This window comes from Streptomyces sp. NBC_00289, assembly GCF_041435115.1.
Classification (GTDB): Bacteria; Actinomycetota; Actinomycetes; order Streptomycetales; family Streptomycetaceae; genus Streptomyces.
The window spans coordinates 3,472,991-3,498,609 of the sequence record NZ_CP108046.1 but is presented as its reverse complement, the minus strand read 5'-3'; the positions used below and the strand labels follow the sequence as shown (position 1 = coordinate 3,498,609).

Here is a 25,619-nt window from a genome sequence, read left to right as displayed (position 1 = left end):
TGCCCGCCATGACTCCTGCCGCCGACGGCTTCCGCATGCCCGCCGAGTGGACCCCGCACGAGCGCACCTGGATGGCGTGGCCGGGCCCCAACCCCACCTTCGACGACCCCGGGGACCTCGCCGCCGCACGCGCCGCCTGGGCGTCGGTCGCCCGCGCGGTCCGCCGCTTCGAACCGGTCACGGTGGTGTGCGGCCCCGGACAGTCGGGCGAGGCACGGGCCCTTTTGGGCGAGGGGGTCGACACGGTCGAGCGCGACCTCGACGACGCCTGGATGCGCGACATCGGACCCACCTTCCTGACCAACGGGCGTGAACTGGCCGCCGTCGACTGGACGTTCAACGGCTGGGGCGCCCAGGACTGGGCCCGCTGGGAGCACGACGCGAAGATCGCCGCCCACGTCTCGGACCTGGCGGGGGCGAGGACGTACGCCTCGAAGCTCGTCAACGAGGGCGGGGCGATCCACGTCGACGGCGAGGGCACGGTCCTGCTCACGGAGACCGTGCAGCTGGGCCCCGAGCGCAACCCGCACTGGTCGAGGGAGGAGGTCGAGGCGGAGATCCACGCCCACCTCGGCACCCGCAAGGCGATCTGGCTGCCGCGCGGCCTGACCGGCGACTACCCTCCCCACGGCTTCGGCACCCTCGGTCACGTCGACATCGTCGCCGCCTTCGCCCGCCCCGGCGTCGTCGTCGCCCACCACCAGCAGGACCCCGCGCACCCCGACCACGAGGTGAGCCGGGAGGTCATCGGCCTGCTGCGGGCGCAGACCGACGCGCGCGGGCGCCGCCTGGAGGTCGTGGAGGTGCCCGCCCCGACCGTCCTGGAGGCGGACGGCCACTGGGCCGACTACTCCTACATCAACCACTACCTGTGCAACGGCGGAGTGGTCCTGTGCGGCTTCGGCGACCCCCGCGACGAGAACGCGGCCGGCATCTTCCGCCGCCTGTTCCCGCGGCGGACGGTGACGCTGGTCGACGCCCGTACGATCTTCTCCGGTGGCGGTGGCATCCACTGCGTCACGCAGCAGCAGCCGAGGATCTAGGAGTCGCGGATGGCCGGAGCGGCACGGGCGCGGAAGAACGCGCCGCCGCGCGAGCACGTCCTCGCCGCCGCCATGGAGATGATCGCCGAGCGCGGGCTGGAGCGGCTCACCATGGCGGCGCTCGGGCGCGAGGTCGGCATGAGCAGCGGCCATCTCCTCTACTACTTCCACTCCAAGGACGAGTTGCTGCTGCGGACCCTGGAGTGGAGCGAGGGCCGGCTCGGCGCGGAACGCGGCCGACTGCTGACCCGGACGGCCACCGCCCGCGCCCGCCTCGACTCCTACGTGGAGCTGTACGTGCCCGATGGCCACCGCGATCCGCACTGGACGCTCTGGCTGGAGGTGTGGAACCGCTCGCAGAACGCCGACGACGACGCCCGCGACCGGCAGGCCGCCATCGAGGGCGCCTGGCACCGCGACCTGGTCGCCCTCCTCGCGGAGGGCGTCTCCCGCGGCGAGTTCCGGCGCGTCGACCCCGACCGCTTCGCGGCACGGCTCCGGGCGCTGCTGGACGGCTTCTCCATCCATGTCGCGATCGGACTGCGGGGCACCGACCGCGAGCAGGTCCTCGGTCATGTCCGTGAGTTCCTGGACCAGGAGCTCGACGGCCCGCACCACCCGCTGTTCGCATCCTGAGACAGACGGTGAGCCCGGCGGCGGTTTGTGCCAAACTGCCACCGTGCTCTCGTTCGCCACGATTATTGGCAGCAGGCGCGCCGGTCCGCAGTGACCGCCACGTACGACCAGGTACGGGCGGACACCGTCGTTCTCGACCCGCGCGCAGACCTCTCGCACCCGCGAGGGGTTTTTCGCTTTTTCTGGCCCACCCCAAGCCGGGAGCGCAGCGCGAGGGATCATTGGAGGACGGTGGAGCCGGTCATTCCGGTACAGACCGAGATCCGACACAGGAGCCTTGACACCATGACGGAAACCAGCGAGCTCGACGACACGTTCCACGTCTTCGACACCACCCTGCGCGACGGCGCCCAGCGCGAGGGCATCAACCTCACCGTCGCCGACAAGCTGGCCATCGCACGGCACCTGGACGACTTCGGCGTGGGCTTCATCGAGGGCGGCTGGCCCGGCGCCAACCCGCGCGACACCGAGTTCTTCGCCCGCGCCCAGCAGGAGATCAGCTTCCAGCACGCCCAGCTCGTCGCGTTCGGCGCCACCCGCCGGGCCGGCGCGAAGGCGTCCGAGGACCCGCAGGTCAGGGCGCTCCTGGAGTCCGGAGCCCCGGTGATCACCCTGGTGGCGAAGTCCCACGACCGGCACGTCGAGCTCGCTCTGCGCACCACCCTGGAGGAGAACCTGGAGATGGTCCGGGACACCGTCTCCCACCTGTGCTCCCAGGGCCGCCGGGTCTTCGTCGACTGCGAGCACTTCTTCGACGGCTACCGCGCGAACCCCGAGTACGCGAAGGCCGTCGTCCGTACGGCGTCCGAGGCCGGCGCGAGCGTGGTCATCCTCTGCGACACCAACGGAGGCATGCTCCCGGCGCAGATCCACGCGGTCGTCTCGACGGTGCTGGCCGACACCGGCGCCCGCCTCGGCATCCACACCCAGGACGACACGGGCTGCGCGGTCGCCAACACCCTGGCCGCGGTGGACGCGGGCGCGACCCACGTGCAGTGCACGGCGAACGGCTACGGCGAGCGGGTCGGCAACGCCAACCTGTTCCCGGTCGTGGCGGCGCTGGAGCTCAAGTACGGCAAGAAGGTCCTGCCCGACGGCAAGCTCCGCGAGATGACCCGCATCTCGCACGCCATCGCGGAGGTCGTCAACCTCACCCCCTCCACCCACCAGCCCTACGTGGGCGTATCGGCCTTCGCCCACAAGGCGGGCCTGCACGCCTCCGCCATCAAGGTCGACCCGGACCTCTACCAGCACATCGACCCGGAGCAGGTCGGCAACACCATGCGGATGCTGGTCTCCGACATGGCGGGCCGCGCGTCGATCGAGCTCAAGGGCAAGGAGCTGGGCGTCGACCTGGGCGGTGACCGCGAACTGGTCGGCCGGGTCGTCGAGCGGGTCAAGGAGCGCGAGCTCAAGGGCTACACCTACGAGGCGGCCGACGCCTCCTTCGAACTGCTGCTCCGCGCCGAGGTCGAGGGCAAGCCCCTGAAGTACTTCGAGGTCGAGTCCTGGCGCGCGATCGTCGAGGACCGCCCCGACGGCACCCACGCCAACGAGGCCACGGTCAAGCTCTTCGCCAAGGGCGAGCGCATCGTCGCCACCGCCGAGGGCAACGGCCCCGTCAACGCCCTGGACCGCGCCCTGCGGGTCGCCCTGGAGACGATCTACCCCCAGCTCGCCAAGCTCGAGCTCGTCGACTACAAGGTCCGCATCCTCGAGGGCGTGCACGGCACCCAGTCCACGACGAGGGTCCTCATCTCCACGTCCGACGGCACGGGGGAGTGGTCGACGGTGGGCGTGGCGGAGAACGTCATCGCCGCCTCCTGGCAGGCGCTCGAGGACGCGTACGCGTACGGCCTGCTGCGGGCGGGCGTGGAGCCCGCGAAGTAGGCGCCGTTCACCAGGGTCCTCGGCGGGCGGGGCGCCGCCCGGCCGGGGTCCTCGGCGAGCCGCCCGAACGGCGCCGAGGACCGGCGGGCTCCTCTCCGGCTACCGCAGCAGCCACTTCTGGTTGGCGGCCCCCGTGCACGACCAGATCTGCGCCCGCGCCCCGTTGGCCGACGAGTTGTCCGTCACGTCGAGGCACTTGTTCGCCGCCGTGTTCACCACGTCACCGGTCGCGGCGTCGTACGACCAGCGTTGCGCACCGGTGCCGTTGCAGTCGTACAGCTGCGTCCTCGCCCCGTCGGCGGTCGACGCCGAGACCACGTCGAGGCACTTGCCGAGCGCCCGCACCGAGCCGTCCGTCCGCACGGTCCACTGCTGGGCCGTACTGCCGTTGCAGTCGTAGAGCTGCACCGCGGTTCCGTTGGCGCTCGCGCCGCCCGTCACGTCCAGGCACTTGCCCGCGAGCCCGACGAAGGCCCCGGTCCCGCCTCCGCCGCCGGACGGCGTGCCCGCCCAGGTGAAGGTCGCCGACGTCTTCCCGGGCAGGTTGTAGGTCGCGTGCTGTCCACCCCAGTTGACGGTCACCGTCCGGGCCGAGGCGGAGCCGTTGTACGCGATCAGGGCCTTGCTGCCGTCGGGGTTGCGCCATGCCACGTTCGGCACGGCCGACGACGCGGTCGAGGCGATCCGCTGCGCGCCCGGCCGGACGAACTTCGTCAGGTGTCCCATCGTGTAGTACTCGACGGTGTAGTCGACCGTGCCGCTCGCGCCGTCACCGTTGTGCACGGTGACCAGCCCGGTGCAGGTTCCGCAACCGCCGTTGTGCGGGCCCATGTTCTGGTCCACCGCCAGCGACCACTTGGTCACCGACTTCGCCCAGTTGCGGGTGTAGTCGACGATGTTCAGCATGTCCTCGCGCTGCTGGTCGGCGATCCAGGTGCCGCCCGAGTGCTCGGTGCCGAACGCGTCGAGCTGCGGGTACCGGTCGTGCGTGGAGGTCTGTTTCGCCACGTCCCCGCCGTAGCCGTGCCAGGCGATCCCGCCGAAGTTGGGGTGGCTGCGGACCGCCGCGTCGTCCACGGTCGGGGCGGCGTACGCGTCGTACACGTCCCAGTTCCAGTCGTGCGCCAGGACCTTCGTCGACAGGCCCGCCGCCTGGAGCTTCGGCAGCAGCTCGCTCTTGGTGAAGTACGCGAGGCCGCTCGCGTTCCAGCTCATCGAGGGGTATCCGGAGCAGCACGTCGGCTCGTTCTGCGCCGTCACGTACGACACCGGCACGCCCTGGTCCCGGTACGCCTGGAGGTACTTCACGAAGTACGAGGCGTAGGCCCCGTAGTTTTCGGCCTTCAGCCACCCGCCGTTGAGCTGCCCGCTGTCCTTCATCCAGGCCGGCGCGGTCCACGGGGAGGCCATGACGGTGAGGGACGGGTTCAGCTGGAGCGCCCGCTTCGTGAGCGGCACGACGTCCGCCAGGTCGTGCGCGATGGAGAAGCCGGACAGCGAGGGATCCGTCTGCCCGGCCGGCATGTCGTCGTAGGTGTACCCGAACCGGGCCAGGTCCGAGGCACCCATCGGATTGCGCAGGAACGACAGCCCGATCCCCTCCGTCGGTGAGAACAGCTTCCGCATGGCCGCGTCCCGGGCCGCCGTCGAGAGGGCCCCGCTGCTGTTCATCAGCCAGGCCGCGGTGTCGGTGAAGGAGGCGCCGCCACCGGTGAAGGTCTGGTAGCGGGTGTCCTCGTCCACGGTGATGTTCTCGCCGCTGCCGCCGGAGCCGGACTGGAAGGCGAACGGCGTCTGGGCCTGGAGTCCGCGGACCACATGGCGTCCGCCGGTGTCGTCTGTGGTGGTCAGCCAGGCCGTGACCTGCTCGCCGGCCGCGTGCGCCGGCGCGGTCGCCGCCGTGAAACCGGCCGTGGTGAGCAGCCCGGCGAGAAGCAGCCGGACCGCCCGAGTGGATCTCCTCATGGAGCGCCGCCTTCTGGAGGTGGGGGGATGGGAGGCGTGCGAGGCGTGAGTAAATGACGGCTTCGTATACACGTCAAGGGGGCGCGCGTTCACTTTTCGAAGTGACAACCTCCCTGATCCGGCCGCGCGTTGGGCTCGCACCGGTTCTGACGTGAACTCTTGACGGCTTCACGGGGCGCCAGTTAACTCACGGCGTGAGCTAAGTCATGAGTGGACTACGAGAGCCGAGGAATGGTCCATGCGAAGAACCGCCCTGCTCGCCACCGCCGCACTTCTCACCACCCTGCTCCCGCTCGCCACGGCCGCCACGGCGTCCGCCGACGACCCCGCCCCGGTCGCCGTCGACCGCTTCGAGGGCGAGGTGCCCTTCGCGAGCCAGCCCGCCGAGGGCCTCTTCACCTGGGGAAGCGACAGCGACGACCCGCCCGCCCTCGCGCTCACGGCCCGCGACGACGCGCCGGAGGGCGCCAAGGTCCTCTCCGGGACCTACGACATCAGCGGGTACGGCGGCTTCACCCACGACTACGCCGCCGACCGGCCCGCCCACGACTGGTCCGCCCACAAGGGCATCCGCTTCTGGTGGGACGGCCGGGGCAGCGGCAGGAAGATCGCCTTCGAGATCAAGGACGGCGGCGCCCACGGCGAGGCCTCCGAGCTCTGGACGACCTCCTTCACCGACGACTTCACCGGCTGGAAACAGGTCGAGATCCCCTTCGCCGACTTCACCTATCGCACGGACTACCAGCCCGTCGGCGGCATCGACCAGGTCCTGGGCCTCACCCGGATGTGGGGGTACGCCCTCACCCTCCCCGTGGGCCTCAAGGGCGAGTTCGCCATGGACGACGTCGAGCTGTACGGCAGGGCGGACCAGTCGCTGCGTGCCTCCGTCACCACCGACTCCGCCGTCCTTCCGGTCAAGGAGGGCAACGCCGCCTCGGTCCGGGTCACCGTCGCCACCACCGGCTCCGCCCCCATCGACGAGCCCGTGACCGTCGCGTACGAGACGACCGCGGCCGGTACCGCGACACCGGGCAGGGACTACACGCCGGTCACCGGCACGATCACCTTCCCGGCGGGCACCGCGTCCGGCACCTCCCGCACCCTGCGGGTCCGCACCCTCGAGGACAAGGCCGCCGAGTCCGCCGAGACGATCCCGCTGAAGCTGACCGTCACCGGCGCCAAGCCCCCGGCCGAGAACCCGCAGGTCGTCGTCGACGCGCACGGGCTGCCGTACCTGAACGCCAAGCTGCCGGTGCGGAAGCGGGTCGCCGATCTCGTCTCCCGGCTGTCTTTGGCGGAGAAGGCCGGCCAGATGACCCAGGCCGAACGCGGCGCGGTCACCGCCCCCGGTGACATCGCCGCCTACGACCTCGGCTCACTCCTGTCCGGCGGCGGCTCCACCCCGACGCCCAACACCCCCGAGGCCTGGGCGAAGATGATCGACGCCTTCCAGCTGAGGGCGCAGGCCACCCGCTTCCAGATCCCGCTGATCTACGGCGTCGACGCGGTGCACGGCCACAACAACCTGGTCGGCGCCACGGTCATGCCGCACAACATCGGCATCGGCGCGACCAGGGACCCCCGACTCGCGCAGCGGACGGGCGCGGTGACCGCCGCCGAGGTCCGTGCCACCGGCATCCCCTGGGATTTCGCCCCCTGCCTCTGCGTCACCCGCGACGAACGCTGGGGCCGCTCGTACGAGTCGTTCGGCGAGGACCCAGCTCTCGTGGAGTCCATGGAGACGGTCGTCCAGGGCCTCCAGGGCGCCCGGGACGGCAGCGATCTGAAGGACGACGACAAGGTCCTGGCCACGGCCAAGCACTTCGTCGGTGACGGCGGCACCGGGTACGGCACCTCCACCACCGGCACATACACCATCGACCAGGGCGTCACCAAGGTCACCCGACAGCAGTTGGAGGCCGTCCACCTGGCCCCCTACCAGCAGGCCGTGGACCGCGGGGTCGGGTCGGTCATGCCGTCGTACTCCTCCCTCGACGTCATCGGTGACGGCCGGGGCCCGGTCAAGATGCACGCCCGCGCCGACATGATCAACGGGGTGCTGAAGGACCGCATGGGCTTCGACGGCTTCGTGATCAGCGACTGGGCCGGCATCGACCAGATCCCCGGCGACTACGCCTCGGACGTCCGTACGTCGGTCAACGCGGGCCTCGACATGATCATGGTCCCGTACGCCTACAAGGACTTCCACACCACCCTCGTGGACGAGGTCGAGGCGGGTCGGATCAGCGAGCGCCGCATCGACGACGCGGTGTCCCGCATCCTCACCCAGAAGTTCCGGCTCGGCCTGTTCGAGCGGCCCTACGCCGATACCGGCGGCGCCGCGGCCATCGGCTCCACCGCCCACCGGGCCGTCGCCCGCCAGGCGGCGGCCGAGTCCCAGGTGCTGCTGAAGAACGCGGGCGGTGTGCTGCCCCTGAGGAAGTCGCAGAAGGTCTACGTGGCCGGTTCCAACGCCGACGACATCGGCAACCAGACCGGAGGCTGGACCGTCACCTGGCAGGGCTCCTCCGGCGACATCACCCCGGGCACCACCGTCCTGGAGGGGCTGCGGAACGCCGGCGGCGAGGTCACGTACTCCAAGGACGCCTCGGCCTCCACGCAGGGCTACGACGTCGGTGTGGTCGTCGTCGGCGAGACCCCGTACGCGGAGGGCGTCGGGGACGTCGGCAACGGCAACGACCTGGAGCTGTCCGCCGCCGACCGGGCGGCCGTGGACCGGGTGTGCGCGGCGATGAAGTGCGCGGTCCTGATCGTCTCGGGGCGCCCCCAGCTCATCGGTGACCGGCTCGGCGGCATCGACGCCCTCGTGGCCTCCTGGCTGCCGGGCACCGAGGGCGACGGCGTCGCGGACGTCCTGTACGGCAAGCGGCCCTTCACCGGCCGGCTCCCGGTCACCTGGCCGAGGTCCGAGGCGCAGCTGCCGATCAACGTCGGCGACGCTTCGTACGATCCGCAGTTCCCGTACGGCTGGGGGCTGACCACGGTGACGAAGGTGCCCGCAGGCGGCGAGAAGACGCTGAGGGTGCTGGCCGCGGCGGCTGCCGCGGCCGAGCGTGCCGGCGCGCGGGAGGCGGGCGGCGCACTCGTCGCCAGGGCGCGGCTGATCGTGCAGCGGCGGGTGGGCGGCACCCTCACGGCGGCGGTGTCGAAGCCGTTCGCCGACGCGGACCACCTCCTGCTGAGCGGGCGGTACGCGGCAGCCGTGCAGAAGCTGCGGGAGGCCTACCGGGCGGTCTGAGACGCCAGATCCCTCGCCTGCGTCGATGTCCGGTTCTGAGAGGCTTCGGGTAGCTTCGAAGCATGAAGGTCGTCCCCTGGACCCGAAGCCTCTCAGGGCTGTTGCCGGCCCTGGTGCTCGCCGCCCTGACCGTGCTGGCGGTGGCCCCGGCGCCCGCCTCCGCCGCCACCGGCGTCTCCTCCGTCGCCGCGGCGCTGCGCGAGAATCCCGTCTACGTCGATCCGGCAGCGAGCGCACAGCTGTCCGACGCCGAGGCCGACACCCTCGCGCGGCAGATCAGGAAAGCGGACAAACCGCTCTTCATCGCGGTGCTGCCCGCCGACTACCCGACCCGGGACCTGTTCACCAGGCTGCGCACCGCCACCGGCGTCACCGGGCTCTACGCGATCCGTCTGGGCAGCCGCTTCGACGCCCGCGCCGACTCCGCCGTCCTGCCGCGCACCGCCGTACAGAACCTCGTGACCAGCGTGCGCGGCGAGGACGCCCCGGCCCAGCTGAGCGACTTCACGAACCGCGCCCTCACCAACATGGGCGGCACGGCGCCCTCGACCTGGGGTTCCTCCGACGGCGGCGGCGGCGTGTCCGGCACCGCGCTGATCACCGTCGGCGCGGTGCTGGTGGCCGGCGGGGCGGGGGCGTACACGGTCGTCAGGCGCAACCGGCGGCGCAGGGAGGAGGAGCAGCGGGCCGCGCTGGAGCGGCTGCGGGTCGTGGTCGACGAGGACATCACCGCCTTCGGCGAGGAACTGGACCGCCTCGACTTCCACCCGGCGGAGGCCGGCGCCGACGACACCATGCGCGCCGACTACGAACGCGCGCTGGACGCCTACGAGCAGGCGAAGACGTCCATGGCGCAGGCGCACCGGCCGGAGGACGTGCGGGCCGTCACCGAGGCACTGGAGGACGGCCGCTTCTCGCTCGCCCAGCTCGCCGCCCGCCGCCAGGGCCTGCCGCTGCCCGAGCGCCGGCCGCCCTGCTTCTTCGACCCGCGCCACGGACCCTCGGTCGCCGACGCCGAGTGGACCCCGCCGGCCGGCGCGGCCCGCGAGGTCCCGGTCTGCGCGGCCGACCGGACCCGCCTGGCCGACGGCCGCGACCCGGTGATCCGCGAGGTCGACACCGACCACGGCCGCCGCCCCTACTGGGACGCGGGCCCGGCCTACGGTCCCTGGGCGGGCGGCTACTTCGGCGGCGGCATCCTGCCCGGCCTCCTTGTCGGCACGGTCCTCGGCAGCATGATGTCCGCCCCCGCCTACGCGGCCGACTACGGCTCCGGCTACGGGGACTTCGGTAGCGGCGGCTACGAGGGCGGCGACCTCTCCGGCTCGGACTTCGACCCGGGTGACTTCGGGGGCGGGTTCGACGGTGGTGGCGGCTTCGACGGAGGCGGGGGAGGGGACTTCGGCGGAGGCGGGTTCTGACTCGCGCCGAAGCCCGGGATCACGAGCGGGACCACGAGGACGAGACGGGCACGGGTCCGGCGCACACCGCGCCGGACCCGCGTCCGTCGTACGGGAGACCGTGCGTCAGAGGGTGGAGGCGGCCGAGGCGATGGCGGAGGCGAAGGTCGAGACCTCGCTGTAGACGCCGGGGGCGTTGGCGCGGGCGCAGCCTATGCCCCAGCTGACGATGCCGACCTGGATCCAGGCGTTCGCGCTGTCCCGGCGGAACATCGGGCCGCCGGAGTCGCCCTGGCAGGTGTCGGTGCCGCCCGCGGTGTAACCGGCGCAGAGCTCGTCGCTCGCGACCAGGCCGCTGTAGCCGCTGTAGGAACGGCAGGTGGCGTCGCTGACGAACGGCACGGTCGCCTTGAGCAGGTAGCGCTGCTGTGCGCCGCCCTCGCTGGCGGAGCCCCAGCCGGCGATGGTGAACGTGCCCGTGTTGTAGGCGGTGGTGGTGGCGATCTTCAGGGTGGGCAGGTTGATGGGCGCGGCGAGCTTGATCAGGGCCCAGTCCTTGCCGTTGCCGTTGTAGCCGGGGGCCCGGTAGACCTTGGTGGACTTCACCTGGACCCGGCCGGTGGTGGACTGGAGGTCCACGACGCCCGCGGTGGCGGTGATGCCGGTGTTGTTGCCGGTCGCGCCCACACAGTGCGCGGCGGTGAGCACGATCTGCTGTGTGTAGAGGGCGCCGCCACAGCCCATGGAGAGCCGGACCATGAACGGGAACTCACCCTGCGCGGCGCGGGTGCCGCCGACGACGGGCGCCGGGGCGGCCTGGGCGGCCGAGACGGGCTGGAGGCTGGCGATCGCGAGAGCGGCGGCACCGGCGGCGGCGCATCTCTTGAGGGTCGTGAGGAGCTTCTTCAACGTGATGCCTTCCGTGGGGGGTCGACCTTGGGGATGGAGCCGAAACACGGAATTGACGAGAACATGTCAACGGGGGCAACAAAGAAACGCCCATTTGCTGGCATGGGCAGGTCAAATCTGTTGCTGGATTATGAGAACCCCGCAAGCCCTCACGCAAGGGGTGCGATCCGGCCACGTCCGCCCCGAGGGCCGGCCGCCGTCGGCCCGCCGGGCCTCGCCGCATCCGCCGTACCTCCCGGCCCGCCGGTTCACGACATCCGCGGTACGACCAGCCCGGACTCGTACGCCAGGACCACCGCCTGGGTACGGTCCCGCAGCCCCAGCTTCGACAGCACACGGCTGACGTGCGTCTTCACCGTCTCCTCGCCGACCCGCAGCCGCTCGGCGACCTCCGGGTTGGACAGCCCCTCGGCGAGCAGCCGCAGCACGTCGGTCTCGCGCGGGGTGAGCGCGGCCAGCGCGCCCCGACCGGAGCTGTCCGCGGGGGCCTTGGGCCGCAGCCGGGCGAACTCGGCGATCAGCCGCCGCGTGATCGCCGGAGCGAGCAGCGCCTCACCGGCGGCGACCACCCGCACCGCCTCGAAGAGCCGCTCGGCGGTCACGTCCTTCAACAGGAACCCGCTCGCTCCGGCGGCCAGCGCGTCGTACACGTGCTGATCGAGGTCGAAGGTCGTCAGGACGAGCACCCGCGGTGCCTCGGGCCCCTGCAGCCGCGCGGTCGCCTCGATGCCGTCCATGACCGGCATCCGTACGTCCATGAGGACCACGTCGGGCAGCCGCTCCCGGCAGACCCGCACCGCCTCGGCACCGTCGCGGGCGGTACCGACCACGCTGAAGTCGGGCTGCGTGGCCAGGAGTCCGGCATAGCCGGCCCGGACGACCTCGTGGTCGTCGGCGACGACGATCCGGATGCCGTCACTCACGGCAGCGCCTCCGCCCCGAACGGGAGCCGGGCCTCGACCAGGAAACCCCCGCCGGGGTCCGGGCCGGTGCGCAGCGTGCCGCCGAGGGTCGCGGCACGCTCCCGCATGCCGAGCAGACCGTGGCGGTCGGCGCCGGGGCCGGGGTCCCGGAGGCGGGGCCCGGGACCGTTGTCGCGGACGCGCACCAGCAACTGGGCTCGCCCGTAACGCAGTTCCACATCCACGGCGGCACCCGGCGCATGCCGGCGCGCGTTGGTCAGGGCCTCCTGGACGATCCGGTACGCGGTGACCTCCACCCCCGGGTCGAGCGGCGTGACCGGTCCGCCGACGATCAGCCGGGTCCGTGAGCCGGCCGTCTCCCGCGACGCGTCGATCAGCTCCATGAGCTGGCCGAGCCCGGGCTGCGGCCGGCGCTCGACCCCGGTGTCCGCGTCCTGGCGCAGCACCCCCAGCAGCCGCCGCATCTCCGTCAGGGCGCCGCGCGCGGTGTCCCCGATGGCCAGCAACCGGGCGGCACCCTCGGCCGGCATGCCCGCCGTGGTCAGCCGGGCGGTCTCCGCCTGCACGGCGATCATCGAGATGTGGTGGGCGACCACATCGTGCAACTCCCGTGCGATCCGCGCCCGTTCACCACGTGCCGCATGGTCGAGGAGAGTGTCGGCGAAGGCCTGTTCGGTCGCGGTGTGCGCGAGCGCCGTGGTCCGCGCGTGCTGGGCGATGCCGGTCGCGGCGGCGGCCGAGGCGAGGGTCGCGACGAGAACACCGGTGGCCCGGATCACGCCCTGCGGGCCGAGCAGGGCGATCACGACGTACGGCACCACGAGCAGCCCGCCCAGCCGGGTGGCACCGGTCCGCCCCAGTACGTACACGCACACCAGTTGGGCCACCACCCCGCCCACGGTGAGCGTACGGAAGGGCAGCAGCGCCAGCACGCCGACCGTGCTCAGCGTCAGGGCGGCCCCGGCCCGGGTGACCCGCTCGGCACCGAGGACGAGCGCGAGCGGCAGGGTGGAGCCGAGCGCGAGCAGCAGCACGACGGCGACCCCGCCCGCCATGCCGTCCCCGCGGACCTGCGCCTCCCCGACGGACAGCACCGCGAGCACGGCCGGCAGCACCCTGGGCGACCTCGCCGCGGCGAGCACGCCGAGCCGGCCCGTCCCCGTCACGTCCCCGGTCTCCGCGCTCACGGGGGCCATTGTGCCGGGCGCCCACCCCGGCGACGTCCCCCACGTGAGGGACCTCCCCGGCGTGACGACACCGCCGCGCGGCCCGCATAGCGTCCGGTTCCATGAGCGACGCAGCCATCGAAGTCCGCACTCTGCGCAAACGGTTCGGCCGGACCCTCGCGGTCGACGGCCTGTCCTTCACGGTCGAGTCCGGCACGGTCACGGGCTTCGTCGGCCCCAACGGCGCGGGCAAGTCCACCACCATGCGGGCCCTCCTCGGCCTGGACGCCCCCGACGAGGGCCAGGCCCTCATCGCGGGCCGCCCCTACCACGCCCTGCGCACCCCGCTTCTGGAGGTGGGCGCCCTGCTGGACGCCGCCGCCCCGCACCCCAGCCGCCGCGGCCGAGACCACCTCCGCTGGCTCGCCCACTCCCACGGCCTGTCCATGCGCCGGGTCGACGAGGTCCTGGAACAGGTCGGCATGGAGTCGGCGGCGAGGCGCAGGGCGGGCGGCTACTCCCTCGGCATGCGACAACGCCTGGGCATGGCGGCGGCCCTGCTCGGCGATCCGCCGGTCCTGCTCCTCGACGAGCCCGTCAACGGCCTCGACCCCGACGGCATCCAGTGGATCCGCACGCTGCTGCGGCATCTCGCCGCCGAGGGCCGCGCGATCCTCGTCTCCAGCCACCTGATGAGCGAGCTGGAGGACACGGCCGATCACCTGGTCGTCATCGGCCGCGGCCGGCTGATCGCCGACACGGCGGTGTCCGAGCTGCTCGCCGCCGCGTCCGGCGACCGGGTCCGACTGCGCACCGACGCCCGTACGGAAGCGATGGAACTCCTCGCCCGCGAGGGCGCCACGGTGGCGGTCACCGACCGCGACATCCTCACCGTCACCGGCCTGCCCGCGCGTCGGATCGTCGAACTGCTGGGCGCCGCCCGGGTCCCCTTCGCCGAAGTGGGCGCCCACCGCGCGACCTTGGAGGAGGCCTACATGGAACTCACCAGAGACGCGACCGAGTTCACGAGCGGGTCCGTCGCCGTGGCCGACAGCGGGTCCGCCCCCGAGTCCGACAGGGGTCCCGCCTCCGGCTCCAGCAACCGGTCCACCCCCGCCACCAGGCCCGGCTCCACCCCCACCACGAACGACGAGGTCGCCCCATGACCACCACCCCGACCCCGTCCCGCACGCCGTACCGCTCCGCACTGCATCCCACGCGCGCGGGCTTCCCGGGCCTCCTCCGCGCGGAGTGGACGAAGTTCCGGACGGTCCGCGCCTGGCCGCTGGTGCTGGCCGTGGCCGCCGCCGTCACCGTGGTGATCTCCCAGCTGGGGGCGGCCGGATCGAGTTTCGGCGGCGGCCCGGAGGTCACCGTCGGCCCCGACGGCACGGTGGTCACCGACGCCTTCCACTTCACCCACCGCCCGCTCACCGGCGACGGCAGCCTCACCGCCCGGGTCACCGGACTCAGGAGCGCCGACGGCAGGGACATCGAGCCGTGGGCGAAGGCCGGGCTGATGGTCAAGCGGAGCCTCGAACCCGGCGCCCCGTACGCGGCGGTCATGACCACCCCCGAGCACGGCGTGCGCATGCAGTGGAACTTCACCCATGACACGGCGGGGGACGGCGGCGGGACCGCGGCCTGGCTCCGGCTCACCAGGTCGGGCGACCGACTCACCGGATACGAGTCCGGGGACGGCCGCACCTGGCACCGGATCACGGAGGTACGACTCGACGGCCTGCCGCGCACCGTTCAGGTGGGCCTCTTCGTCGCCACCCCCGCCCACCAGGTCCTGCGCCGGTCCTTCGGCGGCACGACCGAGGTGTTCGGCGGCGGCTCGGTCACCGCCGCCTTCGACGGCCCGGCCCTGCGGGGCACCTCCACCGGTGCCGCCTGGACGAGCACGGACGTGGGCGGCCCGGTGCCCAACGGCCCCACACCCGCCGACGCCGAACCGGGCCGGACCCGGGTGTCGGCCACGGGCACCCACACCCTCACCGGGCGCGGAGACGTCGCCCCCGACGAGAGCCTCGGCGACCCCGTGCAGATGAGCTTCCAGGGGGTCTTCGTCGGCGTCCTGTTCATGGTCGCGCTGGGCGCGCTCTTCGTGACGAGCGAATACAAACGGGGTCTGATCCGTACGACGTTCACGGCGACGCCGAGCCGCACCAGGGTCCTGGCGGCGAAGACCCTGGTGGTGACGGCCGTGACCTTCGCGGTCTCCCTCCCGGCGACGGCCCTGTCCTTCACCCTCGCCCAGTCCCGCCTCCGCACGAACGGCTACCGGCCCCCGGCTTTCCCGGACCTCTCCCTGCTGGACACCCCGGCGCTGCGCGCCGTCGTCGGCAGCGCGGCCCTGCTCTCCCTGGTCGCGGTACTCGCCCTGGCCGTGGGCGTTCTGCTGCGCACCAGCGCGGGCGCGATCGCGGCGGTCGTGGTCCTGGTGGTCCTGCCGCAGATCCTGGCCTTCGCCCTGCCGCTCCCGGCCGCCCACTGGCTCCTGCGGCTGACTCCGGCGGCGGCCTTCGCGATCCAGCAGGGGGTGACGTACTACCCGCAGGTGGACCACACCTGCCTGCCGGAGAGCGGCTGTTACCCGATGACACCGTGGGGCGGCCTGTCCGTCCTGGCGGCCTACGCGGGCGTCGCCCTGCTCCTGGCGGCCTGGCGCCTGCGCGGGAGGGACGCATGAGGTCGCTGCACGCGGAGTGGACGAAGCTCCGCACCCTGCCGAGCACCTGGTGGCTGCTGGCGGCGACGGTCGCGCTGACGGTGGCGGTGGGGGCGGCCGCGGTCTCGTCGGTCACCCCGGGAGTGTGCCCGTCGCCCCGGGCCTGCCACGAGGACACCGTGAAACTGGGCCTGACCGGCATCTGGCTCGGCCAGGCGACGGTCCTGGTCCTGGGCGCCCTGTCGATGGGAGCGGAGTACGGCACGGGCACGATCGGCGCGACGCTGACGGCGATGCCGGACCGCCAGAAGACGCTCCTGGCGAAGGCGGCGGCCCTGTCGCTGCCGACGGCGGCCGCGGCCACGGCGGCCGTGCTGGCCGTCCTGGGCGCGGCCCGCCTGATCCTCCCGGCGAACGGCTTCGAGCCGTCGACCGGCTACCCGCTCCCCACCCTGACCGACGGCCCCACCCTGCGGGCGGCGACCGGCACCGTCCTGTGCCTGGTGCTGGTCGCGCTCCTGGGGCTGGCCCTGGCCGTCCTCCTGCGGGACACGGCGGGTGCGATCACCGTCGGCCTGGGCATCCTGTACGTCGTCCCGCTCATGGCCCGTCTGGTCCACTCACCCACCTGGCAGCACCGCCTGGAACGCTGGACCCCGATGCCGGCGGCCCTGTCGATCCAGGCGACGAGAGACCTGGACCGCCTCCCCATCGCCCCGTGGCCGGGCCTGGGCGTCCTGGCGGCCTACGCGCTGGCGCTGTCGTTGCTGGGCGCGGCGGCCTTCGGCAGACGGGACGCGTGAGAGCGACGGGACTTCCCCGCAGGACAGCTTCCGACCTACTTGGCGCCTACGGTCGTCCCATGCCGTCTCCCGCGACGCCGACCCCGATGCCGGGACCCGAGGCCTTCGCCTCCGCGGCCGCCCTGGACGCCTGGCTGAGCGCTCACCCGGCTCCCCACCCGGGACTGTGGGTGCGGGTCGCCAAGAAGAATTCCGGCCTGGCGTCCGTCACCGCCGGCGAGGTCAACGACGTGGCGCTGTGCCACGGCTGGATCACGGGTCAGCGCAGGAGTCTCACCGCCGCGTACTACCTCCAGAAGATCACCCCGCGCCGGCCGGGCAGCCTCTGGTCGATGGTGAACGTACGGCGGGTCGAGGAACTCGGGGCGGCCGGCCGGATGCGACCCGCCGGGCTCGCCGAGGTGGCCGCCGCGAAGGCCGACGGGCGGTGGGCGGCGGCGTACGCCTCGCAGAAGGAGGCCGCGGTCCCCGACGACCTGGCGGCGGCGCTGGAGCGCAGCCCGCGGGCCCGGGCGGTCTTCGACGGTCTCGGGCGGACCGACCGGTACCTGGTCATGCTCGGCCTGCTGCGGGCCCGGACCCCGCAGAGCCGCGCGGCCCGGCTGACGGCCGCGATCGCCAGGCTGGAGTCACCCGGAGGGTGACGGCCGAAGTCGCACCCGACCGGCCGGAAACGACCGAGCGCCCGTCTTCCACCGGAGTGGAGGACGGGCGCGCTCGGGGTCGTGCGGGCCGACGGATCAGGCGTTCTTGATCGCCGAGATGTCGAAGTTCAGCTTGATCTTGTCGGAGATCAGGACGCCACCCGTCTCCAGGGCCGCGTTCCAGGTCAGGCCGAACTCGGAGCGCAGGATCTCCGCCTTGCCCTCGAAGCCGACGCGGTCGTTGCCGAAGGGGTCCTTCGCGGCGCCGTTGAACTCGAGGTCGATGGTGAGCGGCTTGGTGACGCCGAGGATCTCCAGGTCACCGGTGATGCGGTAGTCGTCGCCGCCGAGGGCCTCCGCCTTGGTGGAACGGAAGGTCATCGTCGGGAACTCGTCGGTCTTGAAGAAGTCGGCGCTCTTCAGGTGACCGTCGCGGTCCGCCGAACCCGTCTCGATGCTGTCCATCGTGACGTCGAGGGTCGCCGTGGACTTCGCCGGGTCGCCGCCGTCGAGGTGCAGCGAGCCGGTGAAGTCGAGGAACTTGCCCTTGACGTTCGTGACCATGGCGTGGCGGGCGACGAAGCCGATCGTGGTGTGGGACGGGTCGATCGTGTAGTCGCCGGTCAGCGCGGCCAGTTCGGGGTTCACGGCGTCGGGCGCCGGGGCGTCGGTCACGGCGGTGGCGGTGTCGGTCTTGCGGCTGAAGATGCTCATGGTGTGCTCCCGGGGAGAGGATGTTGAATGTTCAACGAGGTCAACAGGGACGACCGTAGACCTATTCCGTTCAAGTTTCAACAGTATCCCTCGGATGTCCGGGAGATATGTTGGACCGACCCGTTCGGGCGAACCGCCGAAGATCATTCAGGGGTGTGCGGTGCGCGGGCCGACTCCGGGCGTGCCACGTGGTCCAGACCCTTGCTCCAGGCGGTCGGCCGCGCCGGGTGTCACTCCGGCGGAGGCGTGCGCCACCTCCGGATGTGAGGTGACTCTCAGCCCGCCCCTTTGTGTGACCCCTACAACGCCCACGCCCCCTGAGCAGTCAGAAGCGCTGCACGCCGGTGAGGTTCTGTTCGGTGGTACCAGGAAAACGGGTCGGAGACTGTACGGAGTCGACGGCTCGCTTTCCTTGCCGGACTTCGTAAGGTCGCTACATGACCGTTTTGGATGAGGCGCCGGGTGAGTCGACCAGCGAGACGCTGAGCGAGCCGACGGGTGAGCCGACGGACGCGCGCGGGCGAGTGGCCGAGCTGCACGAGATCCGTGCGCAGGCACTGGCCGGCCCCAGCGAGAAGGCGACCGCGGCGCAGCACGCCAAGGGCAAGCTGACCGCCCGGGAGCGCATCGAGCTGCTCCTGGACCCGGGCACCTTCCGGGAGGTCGAGCAGCTGCGCCGGCACCGGGCGACCGGCTTCGGCCTGGAGGCCAAGAGGCCGCACACCGACGGTGTCATCACCGGCTGGGGCACGGTCGAGGGCCGCACGGTCTTCGTCTACGCCCACGACTTCCGCATCTTCGGCGGCGCGCTGGGCGAGGCCCACGCCACGAAGATCCACAAGATCATGGACATGGCCATCGCGGCCGGCGCGCCCCTGGTGTCGCTGAACGACGGCGCGGGCGCCCGGATCCAGGAGGGCGTCAGCGCGCTGGCCGGCTACGGCGGCATCTTCCAGCGCAACACCCGGGCCTCCGGCGTCATCCCGCAGATCAGCGTGATGCTCGGCCCGTGCGCGGGCGGCGCGGCCTACAGCCCCGCCCTGACGGACTTCGTCTTCATGGTCCGCGAGACCTCACAGATGTTCATCACCGGCCCGGACGTCGTCAAGGCCGTCACCGGCGAGGAGATCACCCAGAACGGGCTGGGCGGCGCCGACGTGCACGCCGAGACCAGCGGTGTCTGCCACTTCGCCTACGACGACGAGGAGACGTGCATCGCCGAGGTGCGCTACCTCCTGTCGATGCTCCCGCAGAACAACCGGGAGAACCCGCCGCGCGCGGAGTCCAGCGACGCCGCGGACCGGCGCTCCGACGTCCTGCTCGACCTGGTGCCGGCCGACGGCAACCGTCCGTACGACATGACCAAGGTCATCGAGGAGATCGTCGACGACGGCGACTACCTCGAGATCCACGAGCGCTGGGCCCGGAACATCATCTGCGCCCTGGCCCGCCTGGACGGCCAGGTGGTGGGCATCGTCGCCAACCAGCCGCAGTCCCTGGCGGGCGTGCTGGACATCGAGGCGAGTGAGAAGGCCGCCCGCTTCGTCCAGATGTGCGACGCCTTCAACATCCCGATCGTCACCTTCCTCGACGTACCCGGATTCCTCCCGGGCGTCGACCAGGAACACGGCGGCATCATCCGCCACGGCGCGAAGCTCCTCTACGCCTACTGCAACGCGACCGTCCCGCGGATCTCCCTCATCCTGCGCAAGGCCTACGGAGGCGCCTACATCGTCATGGACAGCCAGTCCATCGGTGCGGACCTGACGTACGCCTGGCCGACGAACGAGATCGCCGTGATGGGCGCGGAAGGTGCCGCCAACGTCATCTTCCGCCGCCAGATCGCCGATGCCGAGGACCCCGAGGCCATGCGGGCCCGCATGGTCAAGGAGTACAAGTCCGAGCTCATGCACCCGTACTACGCGGCCGAGCGCGGCCTGGTGGACGACGTGATCGACCCCGCGGAGACCCGCGAGGTCCTGATCCAGTCACTGGCGATGCTGCACAGCAAGCACGCCGACCTGCCCTCCCGCAAGCACGGCAACCCCCCGCAGTAACCAAGCGGTCCCGCGGTAACCCACCGGTTGCCCCGCGGAAACCTCATCCACGGAGACTGAGACCTATGACGACCCATGACATCCGTGTCGAGAAGGGCCACGCCGAGCCCGAGGAAGTCGCCGCGATCACGGCCGTCCTCCTGGCCCGCGCGGCCGCCGCCCCGGCGGCCCCCACCCACCGCAAGCACCCCAAGGCCGGCTGGCGCCGCCTGGAGCGCGAGCCCGGCTTCCGTGCCCCGCACAGCTGGCACTGATCCCGTCAGGCATGACGAAGGGCCCCTCTTTCGGGAGGGGCCCTTCGTCATGCCTGAGAGGCGGGGAACCACGGAGATCGGCCACCGACTCCCCGCGGACGGCCCACGACCGTCCGCGGCGGCCCGGTGGCCGCACGTCCGCTACCGCAACCGCGCCATCAGCGCGTGTTCCACCAGCGTGATCAGCGCCGACTTCGCGTCCGCGCGGTGGCGGGCGTCCGTCGTGATGATCGGGGTGTCCGGACCGATCTGGAGAGCCTCACGGACCTCGTCCGGGTTGTAGGGCTGGTTGCCGTCGAAGCCGTTGAGGGCGATCACGAACGGCAGGCCGCTGTTCTCGAAGTAGTCGACGGCGGGGAAGCAGTCGGCGAGACGGCGGGTGTCGACCAGGACGATCGCGCCGATGGCGCCCCGCACCAGGTCGTCCCACATGAACCAGAAGCGGTCCTGGCCGGGGGTGCCGAACAGGTACAGGATCAGGTCCTGGTCGAGCGTGATACGGCCGAAGTCCATGGCCACCGTGGTGGTGGTCTTGTCCCCGGTGTGGGTCAGGTCGTCGATGCCCGCCGAAGCAGACGTCATGACGGCCTCGGTACGCAGCGGGTTGATCTCCGAGACGGCGCCGACGAACGTGGTCTTGCCCACGCCGAAGCCGCCCGCCACCACGATCTTCGCGGACGTGGTGGAGCGGGAAGGCCCTCCGCTAGAGCTTGCGAAGTCCACTGAGCACCCTTTCGAGCAGTGTCACGTCTGGCTGGCCGCCGGCGTTCTCGTCGCCGCCGGGCTGATGAATGGCGACCAGGCCCGCCTCCGCCAAGTCGGCGACGAGGATCCTGGCCACGCCGAGAGGGATCGTGAGGAGGGCCGAGATCTCGGCCACCGACTTGATCTCCCGGCAGAGGTTGCAGATCCGCTGATGCTCGGGCAACTGGCCCTGCATCTGGTGCGGCTGCGCGGTGGTGTGCACCAGTGCCTCGATGGCGAGCTGGTACCGCGGCCTGGTGCGGCCGCCCGTCATGGCGTACGGGCGCACCAGGGGATTGTTCGACGAGCCGGCGGGCGCCGGCTCGGGAGCGCGCCGCTGCGGCTGCACGGGCTGGATGCGCGGCGCGGGCGGCTGGTCGTACGGCGAGGGTCCGGGACCCTGGGGCGCGTACGGCTGTTGGTGCCGGCTCGGTGCGGAGGGGAAGTTGTAACGGTTCGGGTTCTGGGAACCGTCGTTCGGGCCCTGGGCAGGGCCGTACGACCAGTTGCCCGAAGGCGAACCGCCTGGGGGTGTTGCCACTTTCTCCTCCTCCGACTGTGCCGGGCACCCATCAATGTGGAGCCGCGTCCCGAAACCTTATGGCCTCGGGACGCCAAAACGCACCGTCTGACTGTTAGTTGAGCAGGCTCCCCTGGAGCTCCGCGCGCAGATCGGGCGTCAGGACCGTACCGGCACGGTCCACCAGAAGGGCCATCTCGTACCCGATGAGGCCGATGTCCGCCTCAGGATGTGCGAGAACGGCGAGGGAGGAACCGTCGGAGATGGACATGAGGAAGAGGAATCCCCGCTCCATCTCCACAACCGTCTGGTTCACGCTGCCACCCTCGAAGATGCGGGAGGCGCCTGCCGTCAGAGATGTCAGACCTGAGGCGACAGCCGCGAGCTGGTCGGCGCGGTCGCGGGGAAAGCCTTCGGACATCGCCAGAAGGAGTCCGTCGGCGGAGACCACCACCGTGTGGGACACACCGGGGGTGTTGTCCACGAAGTTGGTGATCACCCAGTTCAGGTTCTGTGCCGCCTGGCTCATCGGGCTCACACTAACGCTCCTGGTTGTAGGTGCTGTCAGGCCCACCGTGGTGATTCCTGGTGGCCTGGCCGTTCGTTTCACTGCCTGCGTTGCGTCCCCGCTGGACACCGCGACGCAGGTTGCTCAGCCTGCCCCGGACGTCCTCGGGAGCGCGGGAGACCTGTGGGCCCCCCTGTGGGGTCGTCTCGGCAGCTCCCTCGACCAGGTTGGCCTTGGGTACCCGCCGCGGCAGGCCGGAGGAGGTCACTCCGCCCGCCTTGGGCTTGCGGAGCTGTGAGGCCTGCTGCCAACGCGCGTCGTTCGCCGAGCGCCAGTCCGCGGGGCCGGTCCCGTTGCCGTTGCCGTTGCCGTTGCTCTCCGGCGCGGGGGCCGGCTGCTCGTGACTCCCGGGCCGGGTGCCGTTGCTGCCGCTCGTCGTGGTGGATCCGCGGCGCGGAAGCCCTGCGTCGGTGAGCGCGTGGGCGGCGGAGGTGGTCGGTCCCGGTCGTTCGAAGCCTACGCGCTCGCGCTCACTGACGTCAGCGGCCTGTACGGGCTCCGCTTCCGGAGCGTACTGGTCCTGGTAGCCGTTCCGGTAACCGTCCTGCTGCGGCCAGTCGTCCTGGTAGGACGGCTCCTCGAAGCCCGAGTAGGTCTCCGGGGCCGCGGAGTGGGCGCTCGCCCGCTCCTCCTGGACCGGTTCCGTGTAGGTGGGCTCCGGGTAGCCGCCGTTCGCCGAGAAGGCGTCGTTCTGCGGCAGGCCGCCGTTCGGCGCGTAGTACTGCTCGTCGTACGACGAGCGCTGCTGCTCCTCGTACGGCGCCTGCTGGGGCTCCTCGTACGCCGGGCGGCGGTCGTCGTAGGCGGCGGGCTGCTGTTCCTGGTAGCCGTTGCCGTTCGTGTAGCCGGTCTGCGGGTCGAAACCGTCGGCGTACGCGGTGGCCTCGGGGCCCTGCTCGAGGCTGGGCTGGCCGCTCTGGGACTCCAGGGCCGCGCGGCGCTCCTCACGCATCAGGGAGCGGCCGACGGGGTCCAGCTCCCGGATGTCGTCCGGGACCTCCGTGTAGCGGCTGTCGTCGAAGCCGAGTTCCGCGGCCGTGCGCATCGGCAGACCGTTGTTGAAGTCCTCGCCGTGGTAGCTGGGCTGCTGCTCCGGCATGATCTGCGAGACCGTGAACTCGTCACGCTCGGGGTGGTGCTCGCCGCCACCACCGTGGGTGATCGCGTCGGGCAGCATGACCAGCGAGGTGGTACCGGCCTGCTCGCCCGAGGGACGCAGCTGGACCCGGATACCGTGCCGGTCGGACAGCCGGCCGACCACGAACAGGCCCATGCGCTGCGAGATCGCGGCGTCCACGGTCGGCGGGTTGGCCAGCTTGTGGTTGATGTCCGCGAAGTCCTCGGCGGTCAGGCCGATGCCCTTGTCGTGGATCTCGATCATGATGCGGCCGTCGGGCAGCCGGGTCGCGGTGACGCGGACCTTGGTCTGCGGGGAGGAGAACGTGGTGGCGTTCTCCAGGAGCTCGGCGAGCAGGTGCACGAGGTCGGTCACGGCGCGGCCGTGGATCTCGGCCTCCGGAACGCCCGACAGCTCGACGCGCTCGTACTGCTCCACCTCGGAGGAGGCGGCGCGCAGCACGTCGACCAGCGGGACCGGCTGGTCCCAGCGGCGGCCCGGCTCCTCGCCGGCGAGGACCAGGAGGTTCTCGCCGTTGCGGCGCATACGGGTCGCGAGGTGGTCCAGACGGAAGAGGTTCTCCAGCTGGTCCGGGTCGGCCTCGTTGTTCTCCAGGTCGGTGATCAGGGTCAGCTGGCCCTCGATCAGGGACTGGTTGCGGCGCGAGAGGTTGGTGAAGATCGCGTTGATGTTGCCCCGCAGCAGGGCCTGCTCGGCGGCGAGCCGGACGGCCTCGCGGTGGACCTGGTCGAAGGCGCGGGCGACTTCGCCGATCTCGTCCCGGGTGGTGATGGGGATGGGCTGGACACGGGTGTCCACGCGGCCGGGGTCGGTGCGCGAGAGCTGGTCGACCAGCATCGGCAGCCGCTGCTCGGCGATGCCGAAGGCGGCGTTGCGCAGCTGGCGCATCGCGCGGCTCATCTGGCGGGCCACCATGCCGGCCAGGATGAACGCGGCGAGCAGGGCGACGATGACGGCGGCACCGGTGATGAAGGCGTCGCGCTTGGCGTCGTCGGAGATGGTGGAGGCCTCGCTCACCGCGGCGTCGGTGAGGTCGGACTCGATCGTGTGGTACGCGTCGAACTTGAGGGTGGTGACCGCCCACCAGTTCTGCGCGGTGATGCCCTTCTGGGCCAGCGGGGCGCGCTCGGTCGGGTCCGTGGACTGCAGCTGGGACATCGCCGAGATCATCGTGGTGGGGTCGGACGGCGGCGGCACGTAGTCCGGGTCCTTGGCCTTGGCCGCCTGGGCCATCTTCGCGCCGTCGGCCTTGATCTGCTTCTCGGCCGCCTCCAGCTTGGCGATGTCCTGCTCGGTACCGCCGCCCTGGTACTCCTGGATGGCGATGCCCTCCAGGTAGGCGTACGAGGTGAGGGCGATGCGCTGGGTGGCCAGGCTGCCCTGGCCCGGACCGGGCTTGATCAGCAGGTGCATGCCGATGGAGCGCTCGAGGGAGAGCGCGCCCTTGGCGAGTGCGACCGCGTAGACCGTGCGGCCGTAGCTGGTGATGTTGCCGGTGCCCAGGCCGAGCTCGTTGGAGAACTCGAGCAGCGTGTGCTCGACGGCGACGTAGCTTTCCTCGGTCTGCACGCCCGTGCGCTCGGAGGTGTAGGCCTTGGCGCGGATCTGCTGCAGCCCCGGCTCCACCTTGCGGAAGCGGGCCAGGCGGCGCTGGAGGTTGGCCCGGTCGGGCATGCTCTCGGCGGCCTTGTCGAACTCGTCGGCGCTCTTGTCCGTGGCGGCGCGGGCGGCCTTGACCGTCGGGTCGTCCTGCCCCTTGCCCTGGAGCAGCGGCGCGGCGGTGACATCGCGCTCGACGAGCAGGGCGTTGCTGTAGTTCGAGGCGGCGCGCACCAGGCGCGCCGTGTTCTCCGCGTCCTGCGCCTCCTGCCAGGTGTCGATCGAGCTCTTCACCTGGAAGCCGCCCATGATGAGGCCGACGACCACGGGTATGAGCAGGATCGCGTTCAGCCGGGTCGGCACCCGCCAGTTGCGCGGGGAGAAACGGCCGCCACCGGAAGCGGGGGCTGCCGTCGGCTCCGAACCGGGCACAGGGGCGGGCGCCGCTCCGCGCGGCGGCGGGGTGAAGTTGCCCCGGGCCGACGGCTCGGGACCGTTCTTGCTTCGCCTCACTCGACCAACAACCTTCCGGCGGCCGGCACCAACGTTGTGCCGCTGTGTCTCAGAGCCCAGGGACGCATCGTCTGATGAGTACGTCTTTGACTATTGGGCAGTTCAGGCATTCCAGCACGACGGCCTGCGCACTTCCAAACAGTGGAAGATGAGGATTCCGAGTGATGTAAGCCCTAGATAAAACGGTCATAAAGAGCGAG

General features: G+C 71.6%; 20 protein-coding genes. 11 read left to right on the top strand and 9 right to left on the bottom strand.

The window, feature by feature from the left end:
• The first annotated feature begins 8 nt into the window (after nt 1-8).
• The 3 genes from OG985_RS15900 (at nt 9) to cimA (ending at nt 3,569) form a co-directional block, all read left to right on the top strand.
• Nucleotides 9-1,043 carry an agmatine/peptidylarginine deiminase gene (locus tag OG985_RS15900; RefSeq protein WP_371668983.1) on the top strand — a complete coding sequence of 345 codons (1,035 nt, stop codon included), beginning with the start codon at nt 9-11 and terminating at the stop codon, nt 1,041-1,043.
• Between the two features lie 9 nt (nt 1,044-1,052).
• Nucleotides 1,053-1,679 carry a TetR/AcrR family transcriptional regulator gene (locus OG985_RS15895; protein WP_371668982.1) on the top strand — a complete coding sequence of 209 codons (627 nt, stop codon included), beginning with the start codon at nt 1,053-1,055 and terminating at the stop codon, nt 1,677-1,679.
• Between the two features lie 285 nt (nt 1,680-1,964).
• Nucleotides 1,965-3,569, top strand: a complete 1,605-nt coding sequence (cimA, locus tag OG985_RS15890) for a citramalate synthase (protein WP_371668981.1) — start codon at nt 1,965-1,967, stop codon at nt 3,567-3,569.
• Between the two features lie 99 nt (nt 3,570-3,668).
• Here the strand turns inward: cimA and OG985_RS15885 are convergent, their stop codons facing one another.
• Nucleotides 3,669-5,534, bottom strand: a complete 1,866-nt coding sequence (locus OG985_RS15885; RefSeq protein WP_371668980.1) for a ricin-type beta-trefoil lectin domain protein — start codon at nt 5,532-5,534, stop codon at nt 3,669-3,671.
• A gap of 238 nt (nt 5,535-5,772) precedes the next feature.
• On the opposite strand from OG985_RS15885, the gene OG985_RS15880 reads away from it, so the two are divergent.
• Together OG985_RS15880 and OG985_RS15875 are read left to right on the top strand one after the other, a co-directional pair.
• Nucleotides 5,773-8,793, top strand: a complete 3,021-nt coding sequence (locus OG985_RS15880; protein ID WP_371668979.1) for a CIA30 family protein — start codon at nt 5,773-5,775, stop codon at nt 8,791-8,793.
• A 62-nt stretch (nt 8,794-8,855) separates the two neighbouring features.
• Complete coding sequence (locus OG985_RS15875) at nt 8,856-10,214, top strand: hypothetical protein (RefSeq protein WP_371668978.1); 1,359 nt, start codon at nt 8,856-8,858, stop codon at nt 10,212-10,214.
• A gap of 105 nt (nt 10,215-10,319) precedes the next feature.
• Here the strand turns inward: OG985_RS15875 and OG985_RS15870 are convergent, their stop codons facing one another.
• From OG985_RS15870 to OG985_RS15860, 3 genes are all read right to left on the bottom strand, one after another.
• Nucleotides 10,320-11,102 (bottom strand): serine protease, encoded by a 783-nt coding sequence (locus OG985_RS15870; RefSeq protein WP_371668977.1) that lies wholly within the window; start codon nt 11,100-11,102, stop codon nt 10,320-10,322.
• Between the two features lie 248 nt (nt 11,103-11,350).
• On the bottom strand, nt 11,351-12,025 hold the full coding sequence (locus OG985_RS15865; protein WP_371668976.1) for a response regulator: 675 nt from the start codon (nt 12,023-12,025) through the stop codon (nt 11,351-11,353).
• Entirely contained in the window at nt 12,022-13,212 is a 1,191-nt protein-coding gene (locus OG985_RS15860; RefSeq protein ID WP_371668975.1) for a sensor histidine kinase, read from the bottom strand. Before OG985_RS15860 ends, OG985_RS15865 begins: the two co-directional genes overlap by 4 nt.
• A 101-nt stretch (nt 13,213-13,313) precedes the next feature.
• Between OG985_RS15860 and OG985_RS15855 the strand changes: the two genes are divergently transcribed.
• The 4 genes from OG985_RS15855 to OG985_RS15840 are packed head-to-tail and all read left to right on the top strand — an operon-like array spanning nt 13,314 to nt 17,312.
• On the top strand, nt 13,314-14,357 hold the full coding sequence (locus OG985_RS15855) for an ABC transporter ATP-binding protein (RefSeq protein WP_371668974.1): 1,044 nt from the start codon (nt 13,314-13,316) through the stop codon (nt 14,355-14,357).
• Complete coding sequence (locus OG985_RS15850) at nt 14,354-15,886, top strand: ABC transporter permease subunit (protein ID WP_371668973.1); 1,533 nt, start codon at nt 14,354-14,356, stop codon at nt 15,884-15,886. Before OG985_RS15855 ends, OG985_RS15850 begins: the two co-directional genes overlap by 4 nt.
• A complete protein-coding gene (locus OG985_RS15845; protein ID WP_371668972.1) occupies nt 15,883-16,668 on the top strand; it encodes an ABC transporter permease in 786 nt (261 codons plus the stop codon). The genes OG985_RS15850 and OG985_RS15845 overlap by 4 nt, the downstream gene beginning before the upstream one ends.
• 59 nt (nt 16,669-16,727) lie before the next feature.
• Complete coding sequence (locus OG985_RS15840) at nt 16,728-17,312, top strand: YdeI family protein (protein WP_371668971.1); 585 nt, start codon at nt 16,728-16,730, stop codon at nt 17,310-17,312.
• 96 nt (nt 17,313-17,408) lie between these two features.
• Here the strand turns inward: OG985_RS15840 and OG985_RS15835 are convergent, their stop codons facing one another.
• Nucleotides 17,409-18,026 (bottom strand): YceI family protein, encoded by a 618-nt coding sequence (locus tag OG985_RS15835; protein ID WP_371668970.1) that lies wholly within the window; start codon nt 18,024-18,026, stop codon nt 17,409-17,411.
• A gap of 437 nt (nt 18,027-18,463) precedes the next feature.
• Between OG985_RS15835 and OG985_RS15830 the strand changes: the two genes are divergently transcribed.
• Nucleotides 18,464-20,083 (top strand): acyl-CoA carboxylase subunit beta, encoded by a 1,620-nt coding sequence (locus OG985_RS15830; protein ID WP_371668969.1) that lies wholly within the window; start codon nt 18,464-18,466, stop codon nt 20,081-20,083.
• Nucleotides 20,084-20,148: 65 nt separating this feature from the next.
• Nucleotides 20,149-20,337: an acyl-CoA carboxylase subunit epsilon gene (locus tag OG985_RS15825; RefSeq protein WP_371668968.1), complete on the top strand. Its 189-nt coding sequence runs from the start codon at nt 20,149-20,151 to the stop codon at nt 20,335-20,337.
• 141 nt (nt 20,338-20,478) lie between these two features.
• On the opposite strand, the gene OG985_RS15820 is transcribed toward OG985_RS15825, so the two are convergent.
• The 4 genes from OG985_RS15820 to OG985_RS15805 form a co-directional block, all read right to left on the bottom strand.
• Entirely contained in the window at nt 20,479-21,060 is a 582-nt protein-coding gene (locus OG985_RS15820) for an ATP/GTP-binding protein (protein ID WP_026248371.1), read from the bottom strand.
• Nucleotides 21,041-21,622: a DUF742 domain-containing protein gene (locus OG985_RS15815; protein ID WP_371668967.1), complete on the bottom strand. Its 582-nt coding sequence runs from the start codon at nt 21,620-21,622 to the stop codon at nt 21,041-21,043. The genes OG985_RS15820 and OG985_RS15815 overlap by 20 nt, the downstream gene beginning before the upstream one ends.
• Before the next feature lie 94 nt (nt 21,623-21,716).
• A complete protein-coding gene (locus OG985_RS15810) occupies nt 21,717-22,130 on the bottom strand; it encodes a roadblock/LC7 domain-containing protein (protein ID WP_356035147.1) in 414 nt (137 codons plus the stop codon).
• Nucleotides 22,131-22,140: 10 nt separating this feature from the next.
• Nucleotides 22,141-25,419 carry a nitrate- and nitrite sensing domain-containing protein gene (locus tag OG985_RS15805; RefSeq protein ID WP_371668966.1) on the bottom strand — a complete coding sequence of 1,093 codons (3,279 nt, stop codon included), beginning with the start codon at nt 25,417-25,419 and terminating at the stop codon, nt 22,141-22,143.
• Between the last annotated feature and the right edge of the window lie 200 nt (nt 25,420-25,619).

What these genes read in the sequence shown, in the direction of transcription:
- OG985_RS15900 (WP_371668983.1), top strand. Translation starts at nt 9, where the DNA reads ATGACTCCTGCCGCCGACGGCTTCCGCATGCCCGCCGAGTGGACCCCG.
- OG985_RS15895 (WP_371668982.1), top strand. Translation starts at nt 1,053, where the DNA reads ATGGCCGGAGCGGCACGGGCGCGGAAGAACGCGCCGCCGCGCGAGCAC.
- cimA (WP_371668981.1), top strand. Translation starts at nt 1,965, where the DNA reads ATGACGGAAACCAGCGAGCTCGACGACACGTTCCACGTCTTCGACACC.
- OG985_RS15885 (WP_371668980.1), bottom strand. Translation starts at nt 5,534, where the DNA reads ATGAGGAGATCCACTCGGGCGGTCCGGCTGCTTCTCGCCGGGCTGCTC.
- OG985_RS15880 (WP_371668979.1), top strand. Translation starts at nt 5,773, where the DNA reads ATGCGAAGAACCGCCCTGCTCGCCACCGCCGCACTTCTCACCACCCTG.
- OG985_RS15875 (WP_371668978.1), top strand. Translation starts at nt 8,856, where the DNA reads ATGAAGGTCGTCCCCTGGACCCGAAGCCTCTCAGGGCTGTTGCCGGCC.
- OG985_RS15855 (WP_371668974.1), top strand. Translation starts at nt 13,314, where the DNA reads ATGAGCGACGCAGCCATCGAAGTCCGCACTCTGCGCAAACGGTTCGGC.
- OG985_RS15850 (WP_371668973.1), top strand. Translation starts at nt 14,354, where the DNA reads ATGACCACCACCCCGACCCCGTCCCGCACGCCGTACCGCTCCGCACTG.
- OG985_RS15845 (WP_371668972.1), top strand. Translation starts at nt 15,883, where the DNA reads ATGAGGTCGCTGCACGCGGAGTGGACGAAGCTCCGCACCCTGCCGAGC.
- OG985_RS15840 (WP_371668971.1), top strand. Translation starts at nt 16,728, where the DNA reads ATGCCGTCTCCCGCGACGCCGACCCCGATGCCGGGACCCGAGGCCTTC.
- OG985_RS15835 (WP_371668970.1), bottom strand. Translation starts at nt 18,026, where the DNA reads ATGAGCATCTTCAGCCGCAAGACCGACACCGCCACCGCCGTGACCGAC.
- OG985_RS15830 (WP_371668969.1), top strand. Translation starts at nt 18,464, where the DNA reads ATGACCGTTTTGGATGAGGCGCCGGGTGAGTCGACCAGCGAGACGCTG.
- OG985_RS15825 (WP_371668968.1), top strand. Translation starts at nt 20,149, where the DNA reads ATGACGACCCATGACATCCGTGTCGAGAAGGGCCACGCCGAGCCCGAG.
- OG985_RS15810 (WP_356035147.1), bottom strand. Translation starts at nt 22,130, where the DNA reads ATGAGCCAGGCGGCACAGAACCTGAACTGGGTGATCACCAACTTCGTG.